Source organism: Mycobacteriales bacterium, assembly GCA_036497565.1.
GTDB lineage: Bacteria > Actinomycetota > Actinomycetes > Mycobacteriales > QHCD01 > DASXJE01.
The window spans coordinates 56,930-80,862 of record DASXJE010000018.1 but is presented as its reverse complement, the minus strand read 5'-3'; the positions used below and the strand labels follow the sequence as shown (position 1 = coordinate 80,862).

The window sequence follows — 23,933 nt, the reverse complement described above, 5'->3', positions numbered from 1 at the left end:
TCCTCAGGACAGGTCGGACGGCGCGGTGAAGCGGCCGGTGACGGCGGTGGCCGCGGCGACCGCGGGTGACACCAGATGGGTACGGCCGCCGGCGCCCTGCCGGCCCTCGAAGTTGCGGTTGGACGTGGACGCGGACCGTTCCCCGGGCTCGAGCCGGTCGGGGTTCATCGCCAGGCACATCGAACAGCCCGCAGACCGCCACTCCGCGCCGGCGGCCGTGAAGACGCCGTCCAGCTCCTCCAACTCGGCCTGCTCCTTCACCTGCATCGACCCGGGTACGACGAGCATGCGCACGCTCTTCGCGACCTTCCGGCCGCGTAGCACCTCGGCCGCCGCGCGCAGATCCTCGATCCGCCCGTTGGTGCAGGAACCGACGAAGACGGTGTCCACCGGCACGTCGCGAAGCGCGGTGCCCGGGGTCAGCGCCATGTAGGTCAGCGCCTTCTCGATCGACGAGCGCTCGCCCGGGTCGTCGTACTCCGCGGGATCCGGTACCCGGCCGCTGAGCGGCACGCCCTGCCCCGGGTTGGTGCCCCAGGTGACGAACGGCTCGAGGCTCGCGGCGTCGATGTGCACCTCGCGGTCGAACGTCGCGTCATCGTCGGTGCGCAGGCCGCGCCAGTAGTCGAGCGCGGAATCCCAGTCGGCGTCGGTCGGGGCGTGCTGTCGGCCCTTCAGGTAGCCGAACGTGGTCTCGTCGGGCGCGATCATGCCTGCACGGGCGCCGGCCTCGATCGACATGTTGCAGATCGTCATGCGGGCCTCCATCGACAGCGCGGAGATCGCCTCGCCGCGGTATTCGATGACGTGGCCCTGGCCGCCGCCGGTGCCGATCTCGGCGATGACGGCGAGGATGACGTCCTTGGCGGTCACTCCGGGCGGCAGCGTGCCGTCGACGGTGACCGCCATCGTCTTGAACGGCCGCAATGGGAGGGTCTGGGTGGCGAGGACGTGCTCGACCTCGCTGGTGCCGATCCCGAAGGCCAGCGCACCGAACGCCCCGTGCGTGCTGGTGTGCGAGTCGCCGCACACCACCGTCATTCCCGGCTGCGTCAGGCCGAGTTGCGGGCCGATGACGTGGACGATGCCCTGGCTCTGATCGCCCATGGGGTGCAGCCGGATGCCGAATTCCGCGCAGTTCCGGCGCAAGGTCTCCACCTGCGTACGCGACACGAGGTCGGCGATCGGCTCGCCCAACCCGGTCGTCGGCACGTTGTGGTCCTCGGTGGCGATGGTGAGATCGGGTCGGCGTACCCGCCGGTCCGCCAGCCGGAGCCCCTCGAAGGCCTGCGGGCTCGTGACCTCGTGCACGAGATGCAGGTCGATGTAGAGCAGGTCCGGCTCTCCCTCGACCTGCCGTACGACGTGGCTGTCCCAGACCTTCTCTGCGAGCGTCCGGCCCATGACCTCTCCCTCTCTGCAAGTATTGGCATCCCACCATGTGGGACGCTAGTATCGCCCTATGAGAACGCAGTCTAGCGGCATCGGCGTTTTGGACAAGGCGGTTCTGGTGCTCAGCACGATCGCCCGTACGCCGATGGGACTGGCCGACCTGGTCGAGGCGACCCAACTCCCCCGTGCCACGGCACATCGACTTGCCGTCGCACTCGAGTCGCACCGGCTGCTCAGCCGCGACGACTCCGGGCGGTGGACGACGGGATCGGCGCTGCGCGAGTTGGCCCACACGGTGCCGGATCCGCTGCTCGCCGCGGCCGGTCCGGTGCTCGTCGGTCTTCGCGACGACACCGGTGAAAGCGCGCAGCTCTACATCCGGGACGGATCCGAGCGGGTCTGCGTACTGGCTGCGGAGCCGGCGCAGGGTCTGCGCGACACCGTGCCGGTGGGCGCGCGGCTGTCGATGTCGGCGGGATCGGCAGCGCAGGTGCTGGCGGCGTGGTCGCCCCCGGCCGAGATGGCGGGATTGCTGACTGCGGCGGCGTTCAGTGCCCGCGGGCTGGCCGAGGTACGCCGACGCGGATGGGCGCAGAGCGTCGCCGAGCGCGAGGCTGGCGTCGCGTCGGTGTCGGCACCGGTCCGGGACCGGTCGGGTGCCGTGGTGGCGGCGGTGTCGGTGTCAGGTCCGATCCAGCGCCTCGGGCGCGGACCGGGCGCACGACTCGCGCCGCTCGTCTGTGCAGCAGCTACGTCACTCAGCCGACGGCTCGGCGAGACCGGGTGACGCCGGTCGCGGAACCGCGTCGGGTCAGCGGATGGACTTCCGTCGGACATAGCCGACGGCGAGCGTGGCCCCCGCAAGGACCAGACCGACCACCAAGAGCCAGGACAGCGCCTTGACGAGCAGGCCGATGATGACGAACGCCAGCCAGACAACCAGCACGATGCCCAGGATTCTCAGGACCATGTCACCAGCGTAGCCCCGCGGTGGCCGAGGCCGCCCCTTCCGACGTGGCCGGGCGGCGGCGCCGACGGGAAGCCCGGCCGACGTAGGACGCCCTACTCGCATAAATCGCGGCAATTTGCGAGTACAGCGTCCGATGTCAGCCACCGCGGGCGCCCAGCCGTCGACATCGTGCGTCCTACTCGCAGAAAGGGCTCCCGGATGCGAGTACGGCGCACGATGTCGCCGGCCCCGGGCTGGATGGGAAGCCCGGCCGACGTAGGACGCCCTACTCGCATAAATCGCGGCAATTTGCGAGTACAGCGTCCGATGTCGGCGACCCACGCGTGTCGCGACCCCACGCGTCGACCGGCGCCCGCACGAAGGCGGGCGCCGGTCGGGGTCACGGAGTGGAAGGTCAGCGGGTCGGTGTCCGGTCGGCCGGCCCGGCAGGCGCGACCCGGCCCCGCAGGACCCAGCCGCGGCGGGTGCGCGCCCAGTGCAGCCGCTCGGTCTCCCACGGCCGCTGGGCGGCCTGGTAGCGCTCCCACAGGTCGGTCTGCGCCCGTTGGAACTCGACGATCGCGGCGACGAGCCGACGGATCGATCGCCCTACCGCCATGAGATCCGCGGCCGGCGTGTGCGCCCGCCGGTACGGCGCCCGCCCCGCAACCGCCGGGTCCGCGGCCCGCTGCCAGTCGCGGCCGTCCCGGCTGTCGGCGCCATACCGCCACACGGCAACGGCGAGGAGCGAAATCAGGCTGGTGACAAGCACGAGAACTGTCATGCCACTGAGCATGCGCGGCCTGACGCGACGGCAGAAGTGGCAGAACTGACAGGCTCCGCGTATATACTGCCAACATGCTTCAGGACGTGGTCGCGATCGTGGACGGGTCGGTGCACCCCTTCGAGCTCGCTGTGGCGTGCGAGGTGTTCGGCCTCGACCGGTCCGCCGACGGTCTGCCCAACTTCGACTTCGCGGTGTGCGCGGTGGACGACCGGCCGTTCCCCGTGACCGGTGGCATGACCCTGCAGGTCGCGCACGGCCTCGATCGCGCGGCGAGCGCCGACCTGGTGGTGATCCCCGCCTGGACGGTCGACGAGGTTCCCGTCCCGACCGAGATCGTCGACGCGCTCCACGCCGCGGTCGACCGGGGCGCCACCGTGCTCAGCGTCTGTTCCGGGGTCTTCCTACTCGCCGAGGCGGGCCTGCTCGCCGGCCGTCGGGTGACCTGTCACTGGTACCACGCCGACGCGCTGGCCGAGCGCTTCCCGTGCCTGGAGGTCGAGGCCGACCGGCTCTACGTCGATGACGCGCCGGTCATCACCAGCGCCGGCACGGCCGCCGGCATCGACGCCTGCCTCTACGTCGTACGCCGCGAGTTGGGTCCGCGGGTGGCCAACGGCATCGCCCGCCGGATGGTGGTGCCGCCGCACCGCGACGGCGGCCAGGCGCAGTACATCCAGACCCCCGTTCCCATCGGTGTGGCCGACGGCGACGACCTCGCACCATTGCTGGCGTGGATGCAGGCGCATCTCGACGAGCAGATCAGCGTTGCGGGGCTGGCTCACCGGGCGCACATGTCGTCGCGGACCTTCGCCCGCCGGTTCGCCGCCGCCACCGGCACTACGCCGCACCAGTGGCTGACGCGGCAACGGGTGCTGCTGAGCCAGCAACTGCTCGAGGACGGCGGCCTCGGCGTCGATGAGATCGCGCGACGTACCGGGTTCGGCGCGGCCGACCTGCTGCGCCACCACTTCAGCCAGCAGGTCGGCACCACGCCGATGGCCTACCGCCGCACCTTCCAGGGCGCCGAGGACGCGCCCGCCATCGCCGACATCGCCTAGCGGCCACCGCCGGCGTCGCTCAGGCGTGCACGCCGGTGAGCGCGAAGAACTCCTGCCGGCTGCGTGCGTCGTCGCGCAGCGTGCCGAGCAATGTCGAGGTGACCGTGCTGGATCCGGCCGCCAGGACCCCGCGCAGCGTCATGCAGGTGTGCTCGGCCTCGATCACGACGCCGACGCCGCGGGGCCGCAGCCGACTGTTGAGCCACTCGGCGATCTGCTTGGTGAGCCGTTCCTGCACCTGCGGCCGCGACGCGCAGTGCTCGACGACCCGGGCGAGCTTGGACAACCCGAGGATCCGCTCCCCCGGCAGGTAGCCGACGTGCGCGACTCCCATGAACGGCAGCAGATGATGCTCGCACACCGACCGGAGCGGAATCCGGCGGGCGAGGACGAGTTCGTCGTAGCCCTCGTCGTTGGGGAACGTCGTCAGGTCGAACGGCCGCGGGGTGAACAACTCGGCGTAGGCCCGAGCCATCCGTGCGGGCGTGTCGCGCAGGGACTCGGTGTCCGGGGCCACTCCGAGTGCCCGCAGAAACGCCTCGGCCGCCCGCTCCGCCGCAACGAGGTCGACCTGCTCCGGCTGCGGAAGCACGTGCAGATCCGGGCGGACCGTGGGAAGCTCGGCTGTTTTCACCTAATTATCTTGGTCATATTCCAGCGACCCGGTCAAGTGGAAGAGGAATACTGCCCGTTGAAAGGTTTCGCACATCAACATGGGCGTAACATGGGTGGGTGATGGTTGATCGGGACGCAGGATCCGCTCCGGACTCGAGAGCGTCGATCCGAGCGGTCGCGGCACTCGACGACGACCTGCGGCGCGGCATGTTCAGCTACATCCGCGATGTCGGCCGACCCGTCACCCGGGAGGACGCGGCGAGCGCCGTGGGGATCTCCCGCAAGCTGGCCGCCTTCCACCTGGACAAACTCGTCGACGTCGGCCTGCTCCGTGCCGCCTACGACGAGCCGGAGCGTCGCGGCCGGGTCGGGCGCACCCCGAAGACCTACCGGCCGACCGACCTCGACGTCCGAGTGAGCATTCCGGCCCGCCGGCACGAGGACCTGTCCGACATCCTGGTCGATGCACTGGTCGCCGAGCCCGCGGGCGGGAGCGCCATGCAGTCCGCCGTGCAAGTGGCGCGCAGCCACGGCGAGACCCTGGGCGCCGAGGAGCGCCACCGCAGCCGCGCCGGGCGGCTCGGCGCCGAACGTGCCCTCACCCTCGCCGAGCGCGTACTCCGGGAGCGCGGCTTCGACCCGACCCGCGACGAGCCGTTGTGTGTGCGGTTACGGAACTGTCCGTTCCACCCGCTGGCCGCGCAAGCGCCGCAGGTCGTCTGCGGCATCAACCACGCCTTCCTCACCGGCTTTCTCGACGGAATGCATGCCCGGACCGTGCAGGCCGTCCTCAACCCTCGGCCCGGAGCGTGTTGCGTGGAGCTACAGGCAGGTCCGGCGTCGACCGACGAGACCGGACCGGGCGCAGGGTGACGACCCGGTCGGCGTCCAGCGCCTGCACCAGATCGGCCCGCGCCCGCGCGACGCGGGACCGGATGGTGCCCACCGGGCAGCCGCACGCCTGCGCCGCCTCCTCGTAGGACAACCCGATCAGCTGGGTGAGTACGAAGGCGGTACGCCGGTCGAGGTCGAGATCGGCCAGCAGCGCGGCCGCCGTGACCTCGCCGGCAACATCCGGCTCGACGGGGGCGGGATTGACCCACGGCAGCAGGGCGTCGCGGCGCCGGCGCCGGGTCCGCGCGCGCAGTTCGTCCATGCAGACGCGGTGCGCGATCGCCAGCAGCCAGGTGCGCGCGGACGAGCGCCCTGCGAACGACGGCGCCGCACGTACCGCGCGCAGGTAGGTCTCCTGGGTGAGATCGTCGGCGCTCTGGGGATCGACCAGGTGCGCGGCGAAACGCCACACATCTGCCTGCGTGTCCCGGATGAACGATACGAGCGCCTGGTGATCCCCGCGGCCGGCCGCTGACAGCACCACCGTCAGCGCATCCACGTCAGCCACCGTAGGCGGAGCGCGGCCGAACGGCAGGAGCCACCCCCACTCACCCGCCGGTCGGCGGGAACCACCCGGCGCCGGCGGACGACTATCTGCGTGTGCTGACGTGTGAGAAAGCGCGCGAGGCGACCTCGGCGCAGCTGGACGGTGCGGACCCGGCAGTGCCGCTGAGCGACCTGCGCGGGCACCTCGACGCGTGCGGCGCCTGCCGGGAATGGCGCTCCGCCGCGGCCGCGGCGACCCGGCGGGCCCGCCTCACTGCGACCGACGGCGTACCCGATCGTGCCGAGGACATCGCTGCCGCGGTTCTCGCCGCCGACGACCCGGTGCCGTCGCCCGGTCGGCGGCGGGCCCGGATCGGCCTGGCGGTGATCGCGGCGGCGCAGCTCGCCGTGACGATCCCGGTGCTCGTCCTCGGCCACGACCACTCGACGCCGATGCACGTGGCGCACGAGCTGGGGTCGTTCGACCTCGCGTTGGCGGTCGGCTTCCTCGTCGCGGTCTTCCGTCCCGCCCGCGCGGCGGGCATGGCGCCGCTGGTGGGTGTCGCCGCCGTTGCGCTGGTCGCGACGGCCGGGATCGATCTCGCCGCCGGGCGGACCCAGGTGAGCGAGGAGGCGCCGCACCTGCTCGCCGTCGCCGGGTGCGTGTTGCTGTGGCTGATCGCCCGAGGCGAGTCCGGCCACGGTTCTGCTCCCGCCCGGCACAAGCGGAATCCGGCGACCGCATCGCCCGGTCGGCTGCGCGGGCGGGCCGCCGCGGCGCTGCTCATCATCGGTGCCGGCAGCGCGGTCGCGGTGGGCGCGGTCAGCCGCCCAGCCGGTGCACACGCGGTGCTGGAGAGCACCAGCCCAGCCGACGGCTCGATCGTCCGCACCGCGCCACAGGCGGTCGCGCTCCGCTTCGGCGAGCCGGTGATCGTTCCCCCCGGCGCCGTACGGGTCTACGACGACCGGCTGCGCCGGGTCGACCAAGGTGCGGTCGATCATCCCGACGGCCGCGCCGACTCGGTCGGCGTATCCCTCCGGCCCGCCTTGCCGCCGGGTACCTACACCGTCACCTGGCGGGTGATCTCGGCCGATTCGCACCCCGTCTCGGGCGGCTTCACGTTCTCGGTCGGACATTCCAGTGCGGTCGCCGGTACGGCGGTCAGTAGTGGCGGCGGGAGCACCACCGTCGGCGTACTGCTGGGCGCGACGCGGCTGGCTGGGTTCGTCGGGATCGTGCTCGGGCTCGGCAGCGCGGTGGTGCTGTTCGCGTTGTGGCCGGCGGGTCGGCGGGTACGTCGGGCCCGGGTCCTGGTGTGGACCGGGTGGGGCCTGCTGGTCGCCGGTAGCGCTGGTGGCCTGCTCCTGCAGGGGCCTTACGGAGCCGGTGCCGGGCTCGGGCAGCTGTTCGATTCCCGGCTGCTGTCCACCACGATCGAGACCCGGTTCGGGACGGCCTCGATGACCCGGATCACCCTGCTGCTGATGCTCGCGGCGCTGCTGGGGCTCGCGTTCTCCCGGCGCCCGGTGACCGTGAGCGCCGGTGCCCCGGCGGGCCCGGCACAGCGACAACCGCCGCGGTGGCTGCTCGGCGCGGGTCTCGCGGTCTCGGTGGCCATCCTGGTGACCTTCGCGGTCTCCGGGCACGCCGCCGACGACACGTTGAGCGGGTTGACGTTGACCAGCGACGTCGTCCATCTGGCCGCGATCGCCGTCTGGATAGGCGGTCTGGCGCTGCTCGTGGACTGTCTCGCCGTCCGGTCTCGGGCCGCCGACCTGGCCGTCGTCCTCCCGCGCTACTCGCGGCTGGCCTTCACCGCCGTGGTCCTGATCGCGGCGACCGGCGTCTTCCAGTCCTGGCGTGAGGTCGGGTCCTGGCCGGCTCTGGTCGACACCGTCTACGGCAGGCTGCTGCTCGCGAAGATGGGCGGCTTCCTCGTCCTGATCGGGCTCGGAAACCTGGCCCGACGCTGGGTGCACCGGTACTACCTCGATACCAATCCCGTGCGCTGGTTCGCGCCACGGCTCGTCGCGCACGCCGACGGTCCGGTACCGCCGGTCGTCGACCCGCCGCCGGCGACGCGGCACGCCGAGCCGGCGCGCATCCCACTTGCAGGGCTCCGGCGCGGCCTGGTCGGCGAGGTCGTGATCGGACTGGCGGTACTGGTGCTGAGCACGATCCTGGTGAACACCGCGCAGGCGAAAGAGACCTACGCACCCCACTTCCAGACCACCGTCGCTGCCGCGCAGACTCGCCTCCAGGTGACGGTCGATCCGGCGCGCACCGGTATGGCGATGATCCAGCTACGCGCCGACACGCCATCCGGCCGGCGGCAACCCATTCAGCAGGTCACCGGCGCGTTGTCCCTGCCGGCGCACCACGTCGGTCCCGTGCCGGTGCACTTCACCCGCAGTGCCCCCGGGCAGGCGATGGCCATGACGAGTTTTGCCGTGTCAGGCCGATGGGATCTCGATGTCAGCGTGCAGACCTCCGCATTCGATGCGACCACCTTTCGCGTCGCCATTCCCGTGCAGTGACACCGATCCAGGACAGGCTTCCGAAGGAAGGGCTCATGGCCGCACATCGCAACCCCGCCCGCTCGCTCACCCGGCTCGGGCTGGTCGCTCTCGCCGCACTGACCTTGGTGGTGGTCGCCGCCGTACCCGCCTCCGCGCATGTCACGGTGCACGCGGACACCGCGACCCAGGGCGGGTCCGCCAAGATCACCTTCCGGGTGCCGACGGAGGTGGACAACGCCTCGACGACCGCGTTGCGCGTCGCCCTCCCGCGGGCCACCCCGATCGCCAGCGTGGCGGTGCAGCCGCAGCCCGGGTGGTCCTTCCGGGTGACCACCGCGAAGCTGGCCAAGCCGATCCAGACCGACGACGGACCGGTCACCACCGCGGTGACCGAGATCGCCTGGAAGGCCGACTCCGCGGCGAGCGCGATCAAGCCCGGCGAGTTCGGCGAGTTCTCGATCTCCGCCGAGCCACTGCCCAAGACCACGTCGCTGCAGTTCCCCGCCCTACAGACCTACAGCAACGGCACCGTCGTGCGGTGGATCCAGGTCGCGGCACCGGGTGCTCCCGAGCCCGAGCACCCCGCGCCCACCCTGTCTCTCACTCCTGCGGGAACGACGCCGGAGGCCGGCACCACCGCAGGCGAGTCCCACGTGGCGTCCGCGCCGCCCGCGGCCTCCGGCTCCGGTACGGCACTCACGCTGTCGATCATCGCGCTGGTGATCGCCGTGCTCGGCGTGGCCGCCGGCGTGCTTGCCCTGCGCCGCGGCCGCATCGTGCGGTGACCCAGCCGGGCCAGCTGGCCGGGTCAGCCGACCTGGGTCAGCCCGAAGTTGGAGGGCTTTCCGGTGGTGTTGTCGGTGGTGTAGTAGCGGTAGTCGTCGGTGGCGACATAGCTGCTGCTCCATACGCCGTTGCCGGTCACCTGGACGGTGCGTCCGGCTGTATAACCGACGGTGTTCTGCTTGTGGAACCGCAGGTTCAAGGTGGTCGACGGCCGGCCGGTGCCCGTGATGGTCACCCTCGAGTTGCGCGCGGCGTGCGCCGGCCCACTGAGGGTGGTGTCGATCTGGGTCAGCCCTTCGTGCAGATGCCCCGAGGTCGTCACGTGGTAGCGGTAGTCGTCGGAGGCGAGGTAACGCAGGCTCCACACCCCGAAGCTGTTGACTGCGACGGTGTGGGCGACATAGCCGTCCTTGCCACGCCGGTGCAGCCAGACCGTCGTGTTCGTGTTGGCCGTCGCCGCCCCGGTCAGAGTCACGGTCGAGCCGAAGTGGGCGTACGCCGGGCCCTTGAGCGGGCCGCCGGCCCGGATGTTGGCCGCCACGCCTGCCGCGCCGGCAGGTGAGAGGTGGATCTCGATGTGCATCGGGTCGCGGGGGGAGTCCGAGGACCAGTCGCCGCCCCATTCCGCGCCGTAGGGCCGGATCAGTGCGCCGGTGTCCAGCGGCAGGGTGGTCGTGCTGGTGGACATCGGTGCGGTGGTCTGCCCGTTGGTCGCGGCGTTGACGTCGATGGCGAGACCGTAGCCGTGGAAGGAGTGCGACGACGAGCCGGCGATGTTGCGGACCTCATAGCCCCAGCAGTCGCCCTGGTAGCACAGCCGCTCGCGCATCCGCGGCACGATGATGCTGAGGATCTTCGTGTCGATGGTGGCGATGTCGGCATTGGCGACGCCCTGCGGGAAGGAGTGACCCTGGAAGGAGAACGGGATCGATCCGCCCGCCCACTGCCATCCCCACGCGCCCGGGTCGTACTGGCCGAAGTGCGACCCGGTCGGGTCACCGGCCTGGTTCGGTTTGATGCCGCCGGGGTGGTTCGGGAGGTGCCCGTCCGTTCCCGGCACGTACGGCGCCGCCTGCCGCGGTGAGCCGGCCCCGGTCGCGGCCGACGCCGAGGTGACGCTCATCAACCCGGCGACGAGTCCGGCGATCATCGCCGCCACCGCGACCACCAGCACCCGCCTGCGGGCGGTCATGGCCTCGCCCAGACGGCCGATGGTGACGCTGCGTATTGAGTTGATGACATAGTGTGAGGCTAGGCGCTCGTTCTGCCCTTTGGGGCAAAACGGCACTAGGGACGATGTCGGCCGGACCGGGAGGCGGGGACAGGGTGCACCGGACCGGCCGGAGATACGCGAACGCCCGCGTCCCGCCGGGACTCGACGAGGAAACGCGGGCGGTGGTGCAGGGTAGCCCCGACCGGATTCGAACCGGCGCCGCCGCCTTGAGAGGGCGGTGTCCTAGGCCGCTAGACGACGGGGCCCTAGGTGATACGTGAACGGCGCTGGGGTACCAGGACTCGAACCTAGACTAACTGGACCAGAACCAGTCGGGCTGCCAATTACCCCATACCCCAATGCTGACGGCGTGGGGGCTGGCGGCTCCCCTGCCGTGTACCGCCATGACGATACCGGACGGCGATTCCCGCACCCAAACCCGCCGTGGTGGCCGGCTACTCCGCACGGATCGAGTCGATCGCGGCGCTCAACCGCCGCGTCGTGCGAGGCCGACCGAGGATCTGCACCGACTCGAACAACGGGGGTGACACGGTGCGCCCGGTCACCGCGACCCGGACCGGACCGAACGCGCGCCGCGGCTTGAGTCCCAGCCCGTCGACCAGCGCCATACGCAGCGCATCCTGCAGATTGTCCGCTGTCCACTCCTCGACACTCGCCAGCGCCGCCTGGGCCGCCTCGAGGGTGGGAAGGCTTTCCGGCTGCAGCTGCTTGGCGGCCGCATCGGGGTCGATCGCGAAGCGGTCCTCATCGACCAGGAGGAAGTCGAGCATCGGTACGGCGTCGCCGAGCAGGTTGACCCGCTCCTGGATCAGCGGTGTCGCCTCCTGCAGCAACTGCCGCTGCGCGTCGGTCGGCGGGTTCGCGATCAGCTCGGCCCGCTCGAGGAACGGGGCGATCCGGCCGATGAAGTCCGCGGGCGAGAGCTCGCGCACCTTGATCCCGTTGATCGCCTGCAGCTTGCGGGCGTCGAAGCGGGCCGGGTTGGCGTTGACCCGCTCGAGGCTGAATGCGCGGCACATCTCGTCGAGGCTGAACAGCTCCCGGTCGTCGCCGAAGGACCAGCCGAGCAGGGCGAGATAGTTGAGGACCGCCTCGGGCAGGTAGCCCTGCTCCCGGACGAACTGCAGCGACGCCTCCGGCGTCTTGCGCTTGGACAGCCGCTGGTTGCCCTCCCCCAGCACGAACGGCAGATGGCCGAACTCCGGCATCGGCGCATCGGTGAGGCCGAGCTCCCGCAGCGCCCGGTGCAGCGGAATCTGGCGCGGCGTCGAGGAGAGCAGATCCTCGCCGCGCAGCACGTGGCTGATCCGCTGCATCGCGTCGTCGGTCGGGTTGGTGAGGGTGTAGAGCGGGGAATCGTCGCTGCGGACCAGGACGTAGTCCGGGACGTGCTCGGGCTCGAACCGGACCGGCCCGCGGATCAGGTCGGTGAACGTGATGGCCTCGTCGGGCATCCGGAAGCGCAGCACCGACGAGCGGCCCTCGGCGTCGTACGCCGCGCGCTGCTCCTCGCTGAGGTCACGGCAGTGGCCGTCGTAGCCGGGCGGGCGCCCGGCCGCCTTCGTCCGCGCCTCCACCTCGGCCGGCGTGCAGTAGCACGGGTAGGCGAAACCGGCGTCGCGCAGCCGCGCGGCGACGTCGGCGTAGAGGCCGCCGCGCTCGGACTGCCGGTAGGGCCCGTAGGGTCCGCCGGCCTCGGGCCCCTCGTCCCAGTCGAGACCGAGCCACCGCAGGTCGTCGAGCAGGCCGCGGTAGGACGCCTCGGTGCTGCGGACCAGGTCGGTGTCCTCGATCCGCAGGACGAATGCGCCGCCGTTGTGCCGCGCGAACGCGTAGTTGAACAGCGCGGAGCGGACGTTGCCGACGTGGAGGTCGCCGGTGGGCGACGGGGGGAAGCGGACCCGGACCGGCTCGCTCATCGGGTCGTCACCGGATTGCTCAGGGTGCCGATCCCGTCGATGCTCACCGTGACCGTCTGGCCGGCGGTCATCGGGCCGACCCCGGCCGGCGTACCGGTGAGGACGACGTCGCCGGGCAGCAGCGTCATGACGTGGGAGACGAAGGACACCAGGCCGGCGACGTCGTGCAGCAGCAGCGAGGTGCGCGAGTTCTGCCGCTCCTCGCCGTCGAGCGTGGTGCGGAGCGCGAGGTCGGCCGGGTCGACGGTCGTCTCGACCCACGGACCGAGCGGGCAGAAGGTGTCGTGGCCCTTGGCCCGGGTCCACTGGCCGTCGCTGCGCTGCTGGTCGCGGGCGGTGACGTCGTTGGCGCAGGTGTAGCCGAGGACCGAGTCGAGCGCCTTCTCGACCGGCGCATCGCGGACGACGCCGCCGATCACCGCGGCGAGTTCACCCTCGAAGTCGACCCGCCCGGCGTCGGCCGGCAGCCGGATCGGGTCGTTGGGGCCGACGACCGAGGTCGACGGCTTGATGAAGAGGACCGGCGCGGCGGGCGGTTCGTCCCCGCCCATCTCGCGCACATGGTCGGCGTAGTTCTTCCCGATGCAGACCACCTTGGTCGGCAGCATCGGCGCCAGCAGGCGGACGTCGGCCAGCGGCCACTGCCGACCGGTGAGCGATACCGGGCCGAAGGGGTGTTCGGCCACCTCGGCGACGGTCAGCGAGTCGGTCGCCGGATCACCCGCGCCGACCACGCCGAAGGCGAACCCCTCAGGGTGGGCGAACCGGGCGATGCGCACGACGACTCCTCTGCGGGCGGGGGTACGGGGTCGCCGTCGAGCCTACCGGCGGCATGCTGGGACACTGACCGGGTGACTGCCTCCCCCGAGGTCGACCGGTGACCGCCGCACGTGTGCGGCTGGGCGCCCTGACCGCCGTACTCCTCGTCGCCGGCATCCTGCCGTGGGCCACCGGCGGCCCGACCGTCACCCGGGTGCTCGGCGTGCCGTTCCTCCTGCTCGGGCTGCTGGCCGGCTACGCGACCACGAGGCTTCCGGCGGTCGCCTCGCGCGCCACCATCCGCACCGCACCGCCCGCCGGCTGCGCCGGGTGCAACTGCGGCGCCGGCGCGTGCGCGCAGGCCGCCGCGGGCGCCTCGGCCGGCTCCGATCAGGCCGACGAGCGCAGCAGCCCGTAACGCACCGCGTCGTCGAGGGCGAGCCAGGATGCCTCGATGACGTTTTCGTGTACGCCGACCGTGGTCCATTCCTGCGTCCCGTCGCCGGTACCGACGAGGACCCGGGTGACCGCGTCGCTGCCGTGCCGGCCTTCCAGGATGCGCACCTTGTAGTCGACGAGTTCCAGACCGGCGAGCTCGGGGTGGATCCGCTCGAGCGCCAACCGCAGCGCGCGGTCGAGCGCGTTGACCGGCCCGGCGCCCTCGCCGGTGGCGACGACCCGCTCCCCCTTGGCGTAGAGCCGCACCGTCGCCTCGCTGGCCACCGTGCCGTCGGCGGTGCGGTCGACGATCACCCGGTAGGACTCGACGGTGAAAGGTCGGGTGCGCTCGCCGAGTTCGTCGCGGACCATCAGCTCGAACGACGCGTCGGCGGCCTCGAACGACCAGCCACCGGCCTCGAGATCCTTGACCCGGTCGACGACCCGACCGACCGTCTCGGGCCGGCCGGCGAGGTCGATCCCGAGCTCGCGCCCCTTGAGCTCGACGCTGGCCCGCCCGGCCATCTCGGTGACCAGCACCCGCATGTCGTTGCCGACCAGCTCCGGCTCCATGTGGTTGTAGAGCTCCGGGCTCACCTTGATCGCGCTGGCGTGCAGGCCGGCCTTGTGCGCGAAGGCGCTGGTGCCGACGTAGGCCTGGTGGGTGTTGGGCGCGATGTTGGCGATCTCGGCGATGGCGTGGGACACGCGGACCATCTCCGACAGACACCCTTCGGGAACGATGTCGGTGTAGCCCATCTTCATCACCAGCCCGCCCATCACGCCGAACAGGTCGGCGTTGCCGGCGCGCTCGCCGTAGCCGTTGGCGGTGCACTGGGCGTGGGTGGCGCCCGCGTCGACCGCGGCCAAGGTGTTGGCGACGGCGCAGGCGGTGTCGTCCTGGCAGTGGATCCCGATCCGGCCGCCGGTGCGCTGCAGCACCTCGGCGACCACGTCGTGGATGCCCATCGGCAGCATGCCGCCGTTGGTGTCGCAGAGCACGCCGACGTCGGCACCGGCGCGGAAAGCCGCCTCGAGCACCTGCACGCCGTAGTCGTGGTCGGCGGCGTACCCGTCGAAGAAATGCTCGCAGTCGAGGAAGACCCGGCGGCCCTCGGAGACGAGGAAGGCGACGGTGTCTCCGACCATGGCGAGATTTTCCTCGCGCGTGGTGCGCAGCGCCTCGGTGACGTGGCGTACGTGTGACTTGGCGACCAGGGTGACCACCGGCGTCTGGGCGTCGAGCAGGGCCCGCACCTGGGCGTCCTCCTTGACCGGCACGCCGGCCTTCCTCGTTGCGCCGAAGGCCACCAACTGGGCGTTGCGCAGGGACAGTTCGCCCCCGGCCGCCCGCGCGAAGAACTCGGTGTCCTTCGGCATCGCTCCGGGCCAGCCGCCTTCGATGAAGCCCACACCGAGCTCGTCGAGGAGCCGGGCGACCGCGAGCTTGTCGGTCACCGAATACGAAATGCCCTCGCGCTGCGCCCCGTCGCGCAAGGTCGTGTCGAATAGGTGGAACCGATCGTCAGTCATGGTGGCAGAAGCCCCTTCAACGAAAAAGACCTCCCGCGGGTGCGGGAGGTCTGCGCGCTGGCGGCAAAATCGCGAGCGCGCTAGGTGCTAATGATGACGTGGTGGTGCACGCCGACGAGTCTCGCACAGCAGCCGCGCGATGGACAAGGCATCCCGCATCGTGAGACGCCGCCCCGCCCGTACCCCCCTTTCCAGGCCTCCGCCTTTTCATGATCGTGATCGGATTTGTTCGGCGTTTCGCGGCTATTTCCGATCACGATCATGAAAAACGGGAGCGGGAAAAGGAGGCAGGCCGGGGGGCGAAGGCGGTGGTCAGTGGCCGCGGGCGATCCAGTCGGCCAGGTGCGGCGCCTCGGTGCCGATCGTCGTGTCGTCGCCGTGGCCGGTGTGCACGATCGTGTCGCGCGGCAGCGTGAGCAACCGGTCCTGGATCGAGGCGATGATCGTGTCGAAGTCGGAGTACGACCGGCCCGTCGCGCCCGGCCCGCCGGCGAAGAGGGTGTCGCCGGAGAAGAGCAGTCGCCCGCCACGCAGGCTCACCGAGCCCGGCGAGTGGCCCGGGGTGTGCAGCACGGTCAGCGTCGACCCGGCGATCGGGATCTCCTGCCCGTCGCTGAGATCGGTGTCCGGACCGGCGTCGGGATACACGTCGTCCCAGAGCATCCGGTCGGCCGGATGCACCGCGATCGGTGCCCGGGTCGCCGCCTGCACGTCGCGCGCGGCGTTGATGTGGTCGTTGTGCCCGTGCGTGCAGGCGATCAGCCGCACCCGCCGGTCCTCGATCGCGTCGAGGATCGGGCCGGCGTCGTGGGCGGCGTCGACCACCACGACCTCGTCGTCGTCGCCGACCAGCCAGACGTTGTTGTCCACCTCGAAGTCCTGCCCGTCCAGGGAAAAGATCCCGGACGTCACCACGCGTTCGGCGCGGATCACAGCACGACGACCGAGCGGAGCACCTTGCCGGCCTTCATCTTGTCGAAGGCCTGCTCCACCTCGTCGAGCGCGATCGTCTCGCTGACGAAGCCGTCGAGGTCGAGCCGGCCGGCGAGATAGAGGTTGATCAACGTCGGGAAGTCGCGGGTGGGCAGGCAGTCGCCGTACCAGGACGACTTCAGCGCACCGCCGCGCCCGAAGAGATCGATCATGCCGAGGTCGACCCGCATCGTCGGATCGGGTACGCCGACCTGCACCAGCGTCCCGGCGTGGTCGCGGGCGAGGAAAGCCTGCTTGTAGGTCTCGGGGCGGCCGACCGCCTCCACGACGACGTCGGCGCCGAAGCCGCCGGTGAGCTCGCGGATGCGCGACACGACGTCCTCGGAGCTGGCATCGACGGTGTGGGTGGCGCCGAACTTTCGCGCCGTCTCGAGCTTTGCCTGGTCGACGTCGACCGCGATTACCGTGCGGGCGGCCGCGATCGACGCACCGGCGATGGCTGCTGCGCCGACCCCGCCGCAGCCGATGACCGCCACGGTGTCGCCCTGCCGTACTCCGCCGGTGTTGACGGCGGCGCCGTAGCCCGCCATCACGCCGCAGCCGACCAGTCCGGCCGCCTCGGGCCGGGCGGCCGGGTCGACCGGCACGCACTGCTTGGCCGCGACGAGCGTCTTGTCGGCGAACGCGCCGATGCCGAGGGCGGCGGTCAGCGGCGTGCCGTCGGCGAGCGTCATCGGCTGCTTGGCGTTGAGGCTGTCGAAGCAGTACCAGGGCCGGCCCCGCAGGCACGCGCGGCAGTGCCCGCACGGCGCCCGCCAGGCGATGACGACGTAGTCGCCCGGTGCGACGGTGTCGACGCCGTCGCCGACCGTCTCGACGATTCCGGCCGCCTCGTGGCCGAGCAGGAACGGGAAGTCGTCGGTGATCGCGCCCTCGCGGTAGTGCAGGTCGGTGTGACACACACCGCACGCCTGCACCCGCACCACGGCCTCGCCGGGGCCGGGGTCGGGGATCACGATCGTCTCCGTCGTGACCGCCGCACCCTTGCTCCGAGCGACGACTCCACGCACTTGCTGGCTCATCGGCACCTCCGCCATGGGATCTCGACTCCCGGCGAGGCTACCGCGCCGTCTCCTCGGCGCCGCCGAGACCGAACATCGGCAGACATGGTTCGAGCCCGTCGATCTCCACCGGAGTACGGCGATGGCTCTCCCAGTCGGCGCGACTCATCCGGAATCCCACCTCGTCGACGGGTTCGCCGCGCCGTACGTGACGCGAATAGCCGTTCTCGACGTAACCGAGCTTGCGGGAGACGGCGAGCGACGCGGCGTTGTCGGCGAAGGCACCGGAGTTGGCCCAGTGCGCGCCGAGTCCGGCAAAAGCCAGATGCAGGACGGCGGCCCGCATCTCGGTGCCGATCCCCTCCCCGTGGTACTTCCGGCCGAGCCACGAGCCGGTGCCCACCTCGCGCAGCACGCCGAAGTCGTTGCCGCCGATGCTCTGGGTCCCGACGACGACACCGTCCCGGGCGACGACGAGTTCGAGGCTCCACCGCTGCGGCGTCCAGGAGGCCCACTGCCGCCAGTGGTACTGGATCGTGCCGCGGGCGCGCTGCTCGGGCGACTCGTCGGTCCACGGCTGCAGGAACGGCATGAACGCCGGGTCGTGGATGCCTTCGGCGGCCAGGTCGGCAAGGTCGGCCAGCTGCCCGAGGGACGGCAGGAACAGCTCCAGTCGCGGCGTGCGGAGACGCAGGTCGGCGAGCGGCCAGTGCTGGGACAACATGGTCGCAGTGTCGCGGATGTCCGTCCGGGCCGTCACCCGGTTAATCCGGCCGGCTGCGGTCGAGCTCGTCGACCCGCGCGGTGAGGAAGTCCCGTTCTACGGCGTTCTCGGTCAGCAGCAGGGCCTCTGCGTAGGCCTCTTTCGCCTCCGCGGGACGGCCGAGCCGGCGCAGGAAGTCCGCCCGTGCCGCGGCGAGGTAGCTGTAACCCGCGAGCTGCGGCTCGTCGGCGAGCGCGTCCAGCGCGGCGAGACCGGCCGCGGGTCCGTCGGCGAGCCCGACGGCGGCGGCCCGGTTGAGCGCGACGACCGGGGACGGCCAGAGCGCGACCAGCAGGTCGTAGAGCGCCACCACCTCACGCCAGTCGGTGTCCGGCCAGCTCGGAGCCTCGCAATGCACGGCCGCGATCGCCGCCATCAGCGCGAACCGCCCGGGTGGCCGGCTCCGGAGCGCTTCGCGCACCAACGCCACGCCCTCGGTGATCGCGCCCCGGTCCCACCGGGTGCGATCCTGCTCGGCGAGCAGCAGCATGCGGCCGTCGTCGGCGACGCGGGCGTCACGTCTCGCGTCCGTCAGCAGGATCAGCGCCAGCAGGCCGGCCACGTCGGGGTCGGCGGGCAGCAGCGTCCGGAGCATCCGGGCGAGGTCGAGCGCGCGCTCGACGAGGTCGCGACGGATCAGGTCGGCGCCCGCAGGCGCGGTGTGGCCGGTGGTGAAGAGCAGATGTACGACGGTGAGGACCGAGTCGATGCGGGCCGGCAACTCCTCGGCCGGCGGCACGCGGTAGGGGATGCGCGCGGCGGCGATCTTCTTCTTCGCCCGCGTGAGCCGGGCGGCCATCGTCGGCGTACCGACCAGGAAGGCGCGGGCGACCTCCGCAGTGGTCAACCCGCAGAGCAGGCGGAGGGTCAGCGCGACCTGCGCCTCCTGGGCGATCGCCGGGTGGCAGCAGGTGAAAACCAGCCGCAGCCGGTCGTCGACGATCTCGTGTTCCGTCGAGACGACGTCGTCCGGGCCGGCCTCGACCTGGTCGTCGAGCAGCAGTGGAAGGGTGCGTCGTAGCGTCGCGTCGCGGCGGAGGAGATCCAGCGCCTTACGCCGGGCGACGGTGGTGAGCCAGCCCCCGCAGTTGTCCGGTATCCCCCGGTCCCCCCACGTCACCAGGGCCTGGGCATACGCGTCCTGCACGCACTCCTCGGCCAGATCAAGATCCCGGGTGACGCGCACCGTCGCCGCGAGCACGAATGCCCACTCGCGACGGTGCGCGTCCGCGACCGCAGCCGCGACCCCCGGATCAACAGGTAGTGCGGTGCCGGTCAGTCGAAAACCTGGATCGGGCGGACCTCGACGCCGCCGTGGTCGGCCGGAACGTCCTTGGCGATCGCCAGCGCGTCGTCGAGGTTCGCGGCCTCGACGAGGTAGTAGCCGCCGAGGGCTTCTTTCGTCTCGGCGAATGCGCCGTCGGTGACCGCCGCAGCGCCCGAGCCGTTTCTGCGGATCGACGTCGCGGTCTGCGTGGACTGCAGGGCATTGCCGCCGCGCAGGACATCGTGGTGCTTCTCGCCGAAGGCCATGTGGCCCTTCATGAGCTGTTCCAACTCGGCCTCGGTGGCTTTGCTCCACACCTGCTCGTCGCCGTAGATAAGGATCAGGTACTCCGCCATAGCGCTGTCCCCTTACTCCGTGGCCCGCGTGCCGGGCCTCTCACTAGTACCGACGGACGGCATCGCGCCGTATCGACACCAGTCTGCGAGATATCGGCACCCGTTGGGCGCTTTCCCTGTGGCCGCGTGGGTCGCCGATCGGGCCCCGCCGCCATCATCGTGCGTCCTACTCGCATCCCGGCGGCATTTGTGCGAGTACGGCGCACGATGTCGCCCCGGCCGGCGATCTGACGCCGTCAGCGGAGACCCGCCGCCATCATCGGACGCTCTACTCGCAAAAGACGCCTCGAAATGCGAGTACATCGTCCGATGTCGATGGGTGAGCAGGCCGCCACCCGCGACATCGTGCGTGCTACTCGCATCCCGGCGGCATTTATGCGAGTACAGCGCACGATGTCGACCGCAGCCGCCGGTCCATCGGACCGGGCATGGCGCCGCGGGCCGGCCGATCAGTCGCGGACGTACTCGTTCCACGACTTGTAGAGGTCGACCTCGCCGACGGTCGCGGCGCTGAAGATCTCGGCGATCTCGCGGGTGATCGGGCCGACCTTGCCGGGGCCGACCGGCCGGTCGTCGACCTCGGCGATCGGCACCAACTCGGCGGCGGTGCCGGTGAAGAACGCCTCGTCGGCCTGGTAGAGGTCGGTGCGCACGATGCTGCGCTCGACCACGTCGTAGCCCTGGTCGCGGGCGATCGTCATGACCGACTCGCGGGTGATCCCCTGCAGCAGCCCGTCGCTGGTCGGCGGAGTGATCACGGTGCGATCGGAGACGATGAAGATGTTCTCGCCGGTGCCCTGCACGACGTGGCCGGCGGGGCTGAGCAGGATCGCCTCGTCGTAGCCGGCCTTGAGTGCCTGCACCTTGGCCAGGGAGGAATTCATGTACTGCCCGGTGCCCTTGCCGGTGGGCGGGATCGAGTTGTGGTTGATGTGCTGCCAACTCGAGGTCGCGGCCCGGCAGCCGGCGTTCTTGGCCTCCTCGCCCAGGTAGGAGCCCCACGGCCACACCGCGATCGACACCTCGGTCTTGCTGGGCAGCGGGTTGAGCCCCATCTCGCCGTAGCCGAGGTAGAAGATCGGCCGGATGTAGCACGCCTCGACGTCGTTGACCCGCACCGTCTCCTTCGTCGCGGCGACGAGCTGCTCCGGGGTGAACTCCGGCTCCAGCAGGTAGATCCGCGCGGACCGGTACAGCCGGGCGATGTGGTCGGTGAGCCGGAAGACGGCCGGACCCTTGTCTGTCGCGTATGCCCGGATACCCTCGAAGACGCCCCATCCGTAGTGCATGGTTGGGTTCAGGACGTGGATTGTCGCGTCGTCCCAGTCGACGAGCGTTCCGTTCATCCAGATCTTCGAGGTGGGCGTGATGGGCACAACGACTCCTTTGACACACGACCGATTCGCGACGATTGCATCACACGTTACGGCCGACCGGAGCGACGGGTGGGCGTACGGGGAAGCTATCCCGCCTTGCTGGCCAGCGCCGCGAGCCGGTCGCCGATCTCCACCGTCCGGCCGAGCGCGGAATGGTCGCGCGTGGCGAGGTCGAAGGCGACCCCGGCCTCGATCCGCCGGGCCTGGTCGCCGTGCCCGAGGTGATCGAGCATGAGGGCCACCGACAGCACCGTCGCGGTCGGGTCGGCCACACCGGTGCCGGCAATGTCCGGGGCGCTGCCGTGCACCGGCTCGAACATGCTCGGGTTGGCCCCGCTCACGTCGAGGTTTCCGCTCGCGGCGAGTCCGATGCCGCCGGTGATCGCGGCGCCGAGGTCGGTGAGGATGTCGCCGAAGAGGTTGTCGGTGACCACCACGTCGAACCGGGACGGGTCGGTGACGAAGTACATCGACGCGGCGTCGACGTGCTGGTAGGCGACCGTCACCTCGGGGTAGTCGCTACCGATCTCCTCGACGGCCCGCGCCCACAGGGAACCGGCGTTGACGAGCACATTGGTCTTGTGCACCAGGGTCAGATGCTTCTTGGGACGGCCCGCCGCGCGCTGGAACGCGTCGCGGACGACCCTGTGCACGCCGTACGCAGTGTTGAGGCTGACCTCGGTCGCGATCTCGTGCGGGGTGTCCTTGCGCAGGACCCCGCCGGTGCCGGCGTAGGGACCCTCGGTGCCCTCGCGGACGACGATCATGTCGATCTCGGGCGAGCCGGCCAGCGACGACGTCACCCCCGGGAAGAGCCGCACCGGGCGCAGGTTGACGTGGTGATCGAGTTCGAAACGCAGCCGCAGCAGCAGTCCGCGCTCGAGGATTCCGCTGGGTACGGCGGGATCGCCGACGGCACCGAGCAGGATCGCGTCGTGCGCCCGCAACTCCCCCAGCACGGAGTCGGGCAGCAACTCCCCGGTGCGCTGCCACCGCGCGGCGCCGAGGTCGTAGCGCGTCGTCTCGACGTCGGGGACTGCCTCGCGCAGGACCTTCAGGCCCTCCGCGACCACTTCCGGGCCGACACCGTCGCCCGGGATCACCGCGAGTTTCATGGCTGGCAGGCTACCGGTCCGTCGAATCCGCGCTAGAGGTCACTCACCGTCGAGGTCGGCGCTGCGCGCGTCCTCGGCCCCGATCTCGCGGGCGATGTCGGCAAGCAGGTCGGCGGGAACGGCGGAATCGACCGCGAGCGCCATCAGTGCCTCGCCGCCGCGCCGGCTCCGGCTGACCTGCGCGCCGGCGATGTTGACGCCGGCCTCACCGAGCTGCACGCCGACCATCCCGACCACGCCGGGCCGGTCGTGGTAGCGGAAGAAGAGCAGGTGGTCCTCCGGCGGCAGGTCGACGTCGAAGCCGTTGATCTCGGTCAACTTCTCGACCTGCTTGGGGCCGGTGAGCGTGCCCGACACGCTGACCTGCTCGCCGTTGGGGAGGACGCCACGCACCGTGACCAGGTTTCGGTAGTCCTCGCTCTCGGCGTACGTGGCGAGGCCCACGTCGACGCCGCGGTCCTTGGCGAGGATCGGCGCATTGACGAAGGTCACCTGCTCCTCGACGACGTCGGCGAACACACCTTTGAGCGCGGCCAGTTGCAGAACGCCGACGTCGTAGGAGGTGATCTCGCCGCGGATCTCGACCGAGATGCTCGCGGCGACGCCGCCGGCGATCGCGGTGAAGACCCGCCCCAGCTTCTCGACCAGTGGCAGCGCCGGACGGATCTCCTCCGCGACGACTCCGGCGGCCTGCACGTTGACCGCGTCGGCGACGAACTCGCCGTCGAGGGCCAGCTTCACCGACCGGGCGACGGCCAGACCCGCCTTGTCCTGCGCCTCACGGGTGGACGCCCCCAGGTGCGGGGTGACGACGACTCCGGGCAGCCCGAACAGCGGGCTGTCGGTGGTCGGCTCGGTCGCGAAGACGTCGATCCCGGCTCCGGCGACGTGACCGGACGCGATCGCGTCGGCCAGCGCCTGCTCGTCGACCAGCCCGCCGCGGGCGGCGTTGATGATCCGGATGCCGGGTTTCGCGGCCGCGAGCTCCTCGGCACCGATCAGGCCGAGCGTCTCCGGCGACTTGGGGAGGTGGATCGTGATGAAGTCGCTCTCGGCGAGCAGTTCCGGAAGGGAGACGAGCTGTACGCCGACCTGCGCGGCCCGGGCCGGCGGGACGTAGGGGTCGTAGGCGATCAGGCGGGTGCCGAAGGCCGCGAGTCGCTGGGCGACCAGGACGCCGATCCGACCCAGGCCGACCACGCCGATCGTCTTGTCGGCGACCTCGACGCCGGTGAAGGCGGACCGCTTCCAGGCACCGCTCTTGAGGGACGCGTCGGCGGCGGGCACGTGTCGGGCGACGGCCAGCAGCAGGGCGACCGCGTGCTCGGCCGCGCTGAGGATGTTGGAGGTGGGCGCGTTGACGACCATCACGCCGCGCGTGGTGGCGGTCGCGACGTCGACGTTGTCCAGCCCGATCCCGGCCCGGGCGACGACCTTCAGCCGACTCCCGGCGGCCAGTGCCTCCGCGTCGATCGTGGTCGCGCTGCGCACGAGTACGGCGTCGGCGTCGGTGATCGCGGCCAGCAGCGCGGGCCGATCGGTCCCGTCGACCTGACGGACGTCGAAGTCCTTCGCGAGGACGTCGAGTGCGGCCGGAGCGAGCTGGTCGGCGACGAGGACGACGGCCCGGGCGGCCCCCGTCTTGCTGGCTGATGCGGCGGGCGGATTGGTCACGCCCGCAGTCTACCG

The 23,933-nt window shown here is 71.1% G+C and carries 22 protein-coding genes, 2 tRNA genes and 1 pseudogene; 6 read left to right on the top strand and 19 right to left on the bottom strand.

Going from position 1 to position 23,933, the window contains the following annotated elements:
• Positions 1–3: 3 nt before the first annotated feature.
• Positions 4–1,404 carry a 3-isopropylmalate dehydratase large subunit gene (gene leuC / locus VGH85_01790; protein ID HEY2172519.1) on the bottom strand — a complete coding sequence of 467 codons (1,401 nt, stop codon included), beginning with the start codon at positions 1,402–1,404 and terminating at the stop codon, positions 4–6.
• 58 nt (positions 1,405–1,462) lie between these two features.
• Between leuC and VGH85_01785 the strand changes: the two genes are divergently transcribed.
• The gene (locus VGH85_01785) at positions 1,463–2,179 is read left to right on the top strand and encodes an IclR family transcriptional regulator (protein ID HEY2172518.1); all 717 of its coding nucleotides are present in this window, start codon (positions 1,463–1,465) and stop codon (positions 2,177–2,179) included.
• Between the two features lie 24 nt (positions 2,180–2,203).
• Here the strand turns inward: VGH85_01785 and VGH85_01780 are convergent, their stop codons facing one another.
• A complete protein-coding gene (locus VGH85_01780) occupies positions 2,204–2,362 on the bottom strand; it encodes a hypothetical protein (GenBank protein ID HEY2172517.1) in 159 nt (52 codons plus the stop codon).
• Positions 2,363–2,756: 394 nt separating this feature from the next.
• Positions 2,757–3,125 carry a hypothetical protein gene (locus tag VGH85_01775; GenBank protein HEY2172516.1) on the bottom strand — a complete coding sequence of 123 codons (369 nt, stop codon included), beginning with the start codon at positions 3,123–3,125 and terminating at the stop codon, positions 2,757–2,759.
• A gap of 74 nt (positions 3,126–3,199) precedes the next feature.
• Here VGH85_01775 and VGH85_01770 point away from each other — a divergent pair, with 74 nt between their 5' ends.
• Positions 3,200–4,186, top strand: a complete 987-nt coding sequence (locus VGH85_01770; protein ID HEY2172515.1) for a helix-turn-helix domain-containing protein — start codon at positions 3,200–3,202, stop codon at positions 4,184–4,186.
• A 19-nt stretch (positions 4,187–4,205) separates the two neighbouring features.
• On the opposite strand, the gene folE is transcribed toward VGH85_01770, so the two are convergent.
• Positions 4,206–4,784 (bottom strand): GTP cyclohydrolase I FolE, encoded by a 579-nt coding sequence (gene folE / locus VGH85_01765; GenBank protein ID HEY2172514.1) that lies wholly within the window; start codon positions 4,782–4,784, stop codon positions 4,206–4,208.
• A 137-nt stretch (positions 4,785–4,921) separates the two neighbouring features.
• Between folE and VGH85_01760 the strand changes: the two genes are divergently transcribed.
• Positions 4,922–5,674 carry a transcriptional regulator gene (locus tag VGH85_01760; GenBank protein ID HEY2172513.1) on the top strand — a complete coding sequence of 251 codons (753 nt, stop codon included), beginning with the start codon at positions 4,922–4,924 and terminating at the stop codon, positions 5,672–5,674.
• Here VGH85_01760 and VGH85_01755 read toward each other — a convergent pair.
• On the bottom strand, positions 5,592–6,194 hold the full coding sequence (locus VGH85_01755) for a sigma factor (GenBank protein HEY2172512.1): 603 nt from the start codon (positions 6,192–6,194) through the stop codon (positions 5,592–5,594). The genes VGH85_01760 and VGH85_01755 overlap by 83 nt on opposite strands.
• A 101-nt stretch (positions 6,195–6,295) precedes the next feature.
• Between VGH85_01755 and VGH85_01750 the strand changes: the two genes are divergently transcribed.
• A complete protein-coding gene (locus tag VGH85_01750; GenBank protein HEY2172511.1) occupies positions 6,296–8,722 on the top strand; it encodes a copper resistance protein CopC in 2,427 nt (808 codons plus the stop codon).
• A gap of 35 nt (positions 8,723–8,757) precedes the next feature.
• The gene (locus tag VGH85_01745) at positions 8,758–9,489 is read left to right on the top strand and encodes a YcnI family protein (protein HEY2172510.1); all 732 of its coding nucleotides are present in this window, start codon (positions 8,758–8,760) and stop codon (positions 9,487–9,489) included.
• A gap of 23 nt (positions 9,490–9,512) precedes the next feature.
• Here the strand turns inward: VGH85_01745 and VGH85_01740 are convergent, their stop codons facing one another.
• The 5 genes from VGH85_01740 to VGH85_01720 all read right to left on the bottom strand — a co-directional run bounded on the left by VGH85_01740 (position 9,513) and on the right by VGH85_01720 (position 13,422).
• On the bottom strand, positions 9,513–10,682 hold the full coding sequence (locus VGH85_01740) for a M15 family metallopeptidase (protein ID HEY2172509.1): 1,170 nt from the start codon (positions 10,680–10,682) through the stop codon (positions 9,513–9,515).
• A gap of 214 nt (positions 10,683–10,896) precedes the next feature.
• A tRNA-Glu gene (locus VGH85_01735) sits at positions 10,897–10,969 on the bottom strand.
• 21 nt (positions 10,970–10,990) lie between these two features.
• A tRNA-Gln gene (locus VGH85_01730) sits at positions 10,991–11,062 on the bottom strand.
• Positions 11,063–11,158: 96 nt separating this feature from the next.
• Positions 11,159–12,643, bottom strand: a complete 1,485-nt coding sequence (gene gltX, locus VGH85_01725; protein ID HEY2172508.1) for a glutamate--tRNA ligase — start codon at positions 12,641–12,643, stop codon at positions 11,159–11,161.
• Positions 12,640–13,422, bottom strand: coding sequence for a fumarylacetoacetate hydrolase family protein (locus VGH85_01720; GenBank protein HEY2172507.1), 783 nt, complete (start codon positions 13,420–13,422; stop codon positions 12,640–12,642). The genes gltX and VGH85_01720 overlap by 4 nt, the downstream gene beginning before the upstream one ends.
• Positions 13,423–13,520: 98 nt before the next feature.
• On the opposite strand from VGH85_01720, the gene VGH85_01715 reads away from it, so the two are divergent.
• Complete coding sequence (locus VGH85_01715; protein ID HEY2172506.1) at positions 13,521–13,820, top strand: hypothetical protein; 300 nt, start codon at positions 13,521–13,523, stop codon at positions 13,818–13,820.
• Here VGH85_01715 and cimA read toward each other — a convergent pair.
• The 9 genes and pseudogenes from cimA to serA all read right to left on the bottom strand — a co-directional run bounded on the left by cimA (position 13,793) and on the right by serA (position 23,918).
• Positions 13,793–15,373, bottom strand: coding sequence for a citramalate synthase (cimA, locus tag VGH85_01710; GenBank protein ID HEY2172505.1), 1,581 nt, complete (start codon positions 15,371–15,373; stop codon positions 13,793–13,795). The two genes, VGH85_01715 and cimA, sit on opposite strands and share 28 nt — an antisense overlap.
• Before the next feature lie 312 nt (positions 15,374–15,685).
• Entirely contained in the window at positions 15,686–16,306 is a 621-nt protein-coding gene (locus VGH85_01705; GenBank protein HEY2172504.1) for an MBL fold metallo-hydrolase, read from the bottom strand.
• A complete protein-coding gene (locus VGH85_01700) occupies positions 16,303–17,388 on the bottom strand; it encodes an S-(hydroxymethyl)mycothiol dehydrogenase (GenBank protein HEY2172503.1) in 1,086 nt (361 codons plus the stop codon). The genes VGH85_01705 and VGH85_01700 overlap by 4 nt, the downstream gene beginning before the upstream one ends.
• A 37-nt stretch (positions 17,389–17,425) precedes the next feature.
• Entirely contained in the window at positions 17,426–18,127 is a 702-nt protein-coding gene (locus VGH85_01695) for a GNAT family protein (GenBank protein ID HEY2172502.1), read from the bottom strand.
• 4 nt (positions 18,128–18,131) lie between these two features.
• Complete coding sequence (locus VGH85_01690) at positions 18,132–19,331, bottom strand: sigma-70 family RNA polymerase sigma factor (GenBank protein ID HEY2172501.1); 1,200 nt, start codon at positions 19,329–19,331, stop codon at positions 18,132–18,134.
• A gap of 89 nt (positions 19,332–19,420) precedes the next feature.
• Positions 19,421–19,753, bottom strand: a pseudogene (locus VGH85_01685) (YciI family protein).
• Between the two features lie 449 nt (positions 19,754–20,202).
• A complete protein-coding gene (ilvE, locus tag VGH85_01680; protein HEY2172500.1) occupies positions 20,203–21,129 on the bottom strand; it encodes a branched-chain-amino-acid transaminase in 927 nt (308 codons plus the stop codon).
• An 86-nt stretch (positions 21,130–21,215) separates the two neighbouring features.
• Complete coding sequence (locus tag VGH85_01675; protein HEY2172499.1) at positions 21,216–22,244, bottom strand: 3-isopropylmalate dehydrogenase; 1,029 nt, start codon at positions 22,242–22,244, stop codon at positions 21,216–21,218.
• A gap of 39 nt (positions 22,245–22,283) precedes the next feature.
• A complete protein-coding gene (gene serA / locus VGH85_01670; protein ID HEY2172498.1) occupies positions 22,284–23,918 on the bottom strand; it encodes a phosphoglycerate dehydrogenase in 1,635 nt (544 codons plus the stop codon).
• Between the last annotated feature and the right edge of the window lie 15 nt (positions 23,919–23,933).

Excerpts from the sequence above, each read along its gene's own strand:
- leuC (HEY2172519.1), bottom strand. The coding sequence starts at position 1,404 with ATGGGCCGGACGCTCGCAGAGAAGGTCTGGGACAGCCACGTCGTACGG.
- VGH85_01785 (HEY2172518.1), top strand. The coding sequence starts at position 1,463 with ATGAGAACGCAGTCTAGCGGCATCGGCGTTTTGGACAAGGCGGTTCTG.
- VGH85_01780 (HEY2172517.1), bottom strand. The coding sequence starts at position 2,362 with ATGGTCCTGAGAATCCTGGGCATCGTGCTGGTTGTCTGGCTGGCGTTC.
- VGH85_01775 (HEY2172516.1), bottom strand. The coding sequence starts at position 3,125 with ATGACAGTTCTCGTGCTTGTCACCAGCCTGATTTCGCTCCTCGCCGTT.
- VGH85_01770 (HEY2172515.1), top strand. The coding sequence starts at position 3,200 with ATGCTTCAGGACGTGGTCGCGATCGTGGACGGGTCGGTGCACCCCTTC.
- VGH85_01760 (HEY2172513.1), top strand. The coding sequence starts at position 4,922 with ATGGTTGATCGGGACGCAGGATCCGCTCCGGACTCGAGAGCGTCGATC.
- VGH85_01745 (HEY2172510.1), top strand. The coding sequence starts at position 8,758 with ATGGCCGCACATCGCAACCCCGCCCGCTCGCTCACCCGGCTCGGGCTG.
- VGH85_01740 (HEY2172509.1), bottom strand. The coding sequence starts at position 10,682 with ATGACCGCCCGCAGGCGGGTGCTGGTGGTCGCGGTGGCGGCGATGATC.
- gltX (HEY2172508.1), bottom strand. The coding sequence starts at position 12,643 with ATGAGCGAGCCGGTCCGGGTCCGCTTCCCCCCGTCGCCCACCGGCGAC.
- cimA (HEY2172505.1), bottom strand. The coding sequence starts at position 15,373 with ATGACTGACGATCGGTTCCACCTATTCGACACGACCTTGCGCGACGGG.
- VGH85_01700 (HEY2172503.1), bottom strand. The coding sequence starts at position 17,388 with ATGAGCCAGCAAGTGCGTGGAGTCGTCGCTCGGAGCAAGGGTGCGGCG.
- VGH85_01675 (HEY2172499.1), bottom strand. The coding sequence starts at position 22,244 with ATGAAACTCGCGGTGATCCCGGGCGACGGTGTCGGCCCGGAAGTGGTC.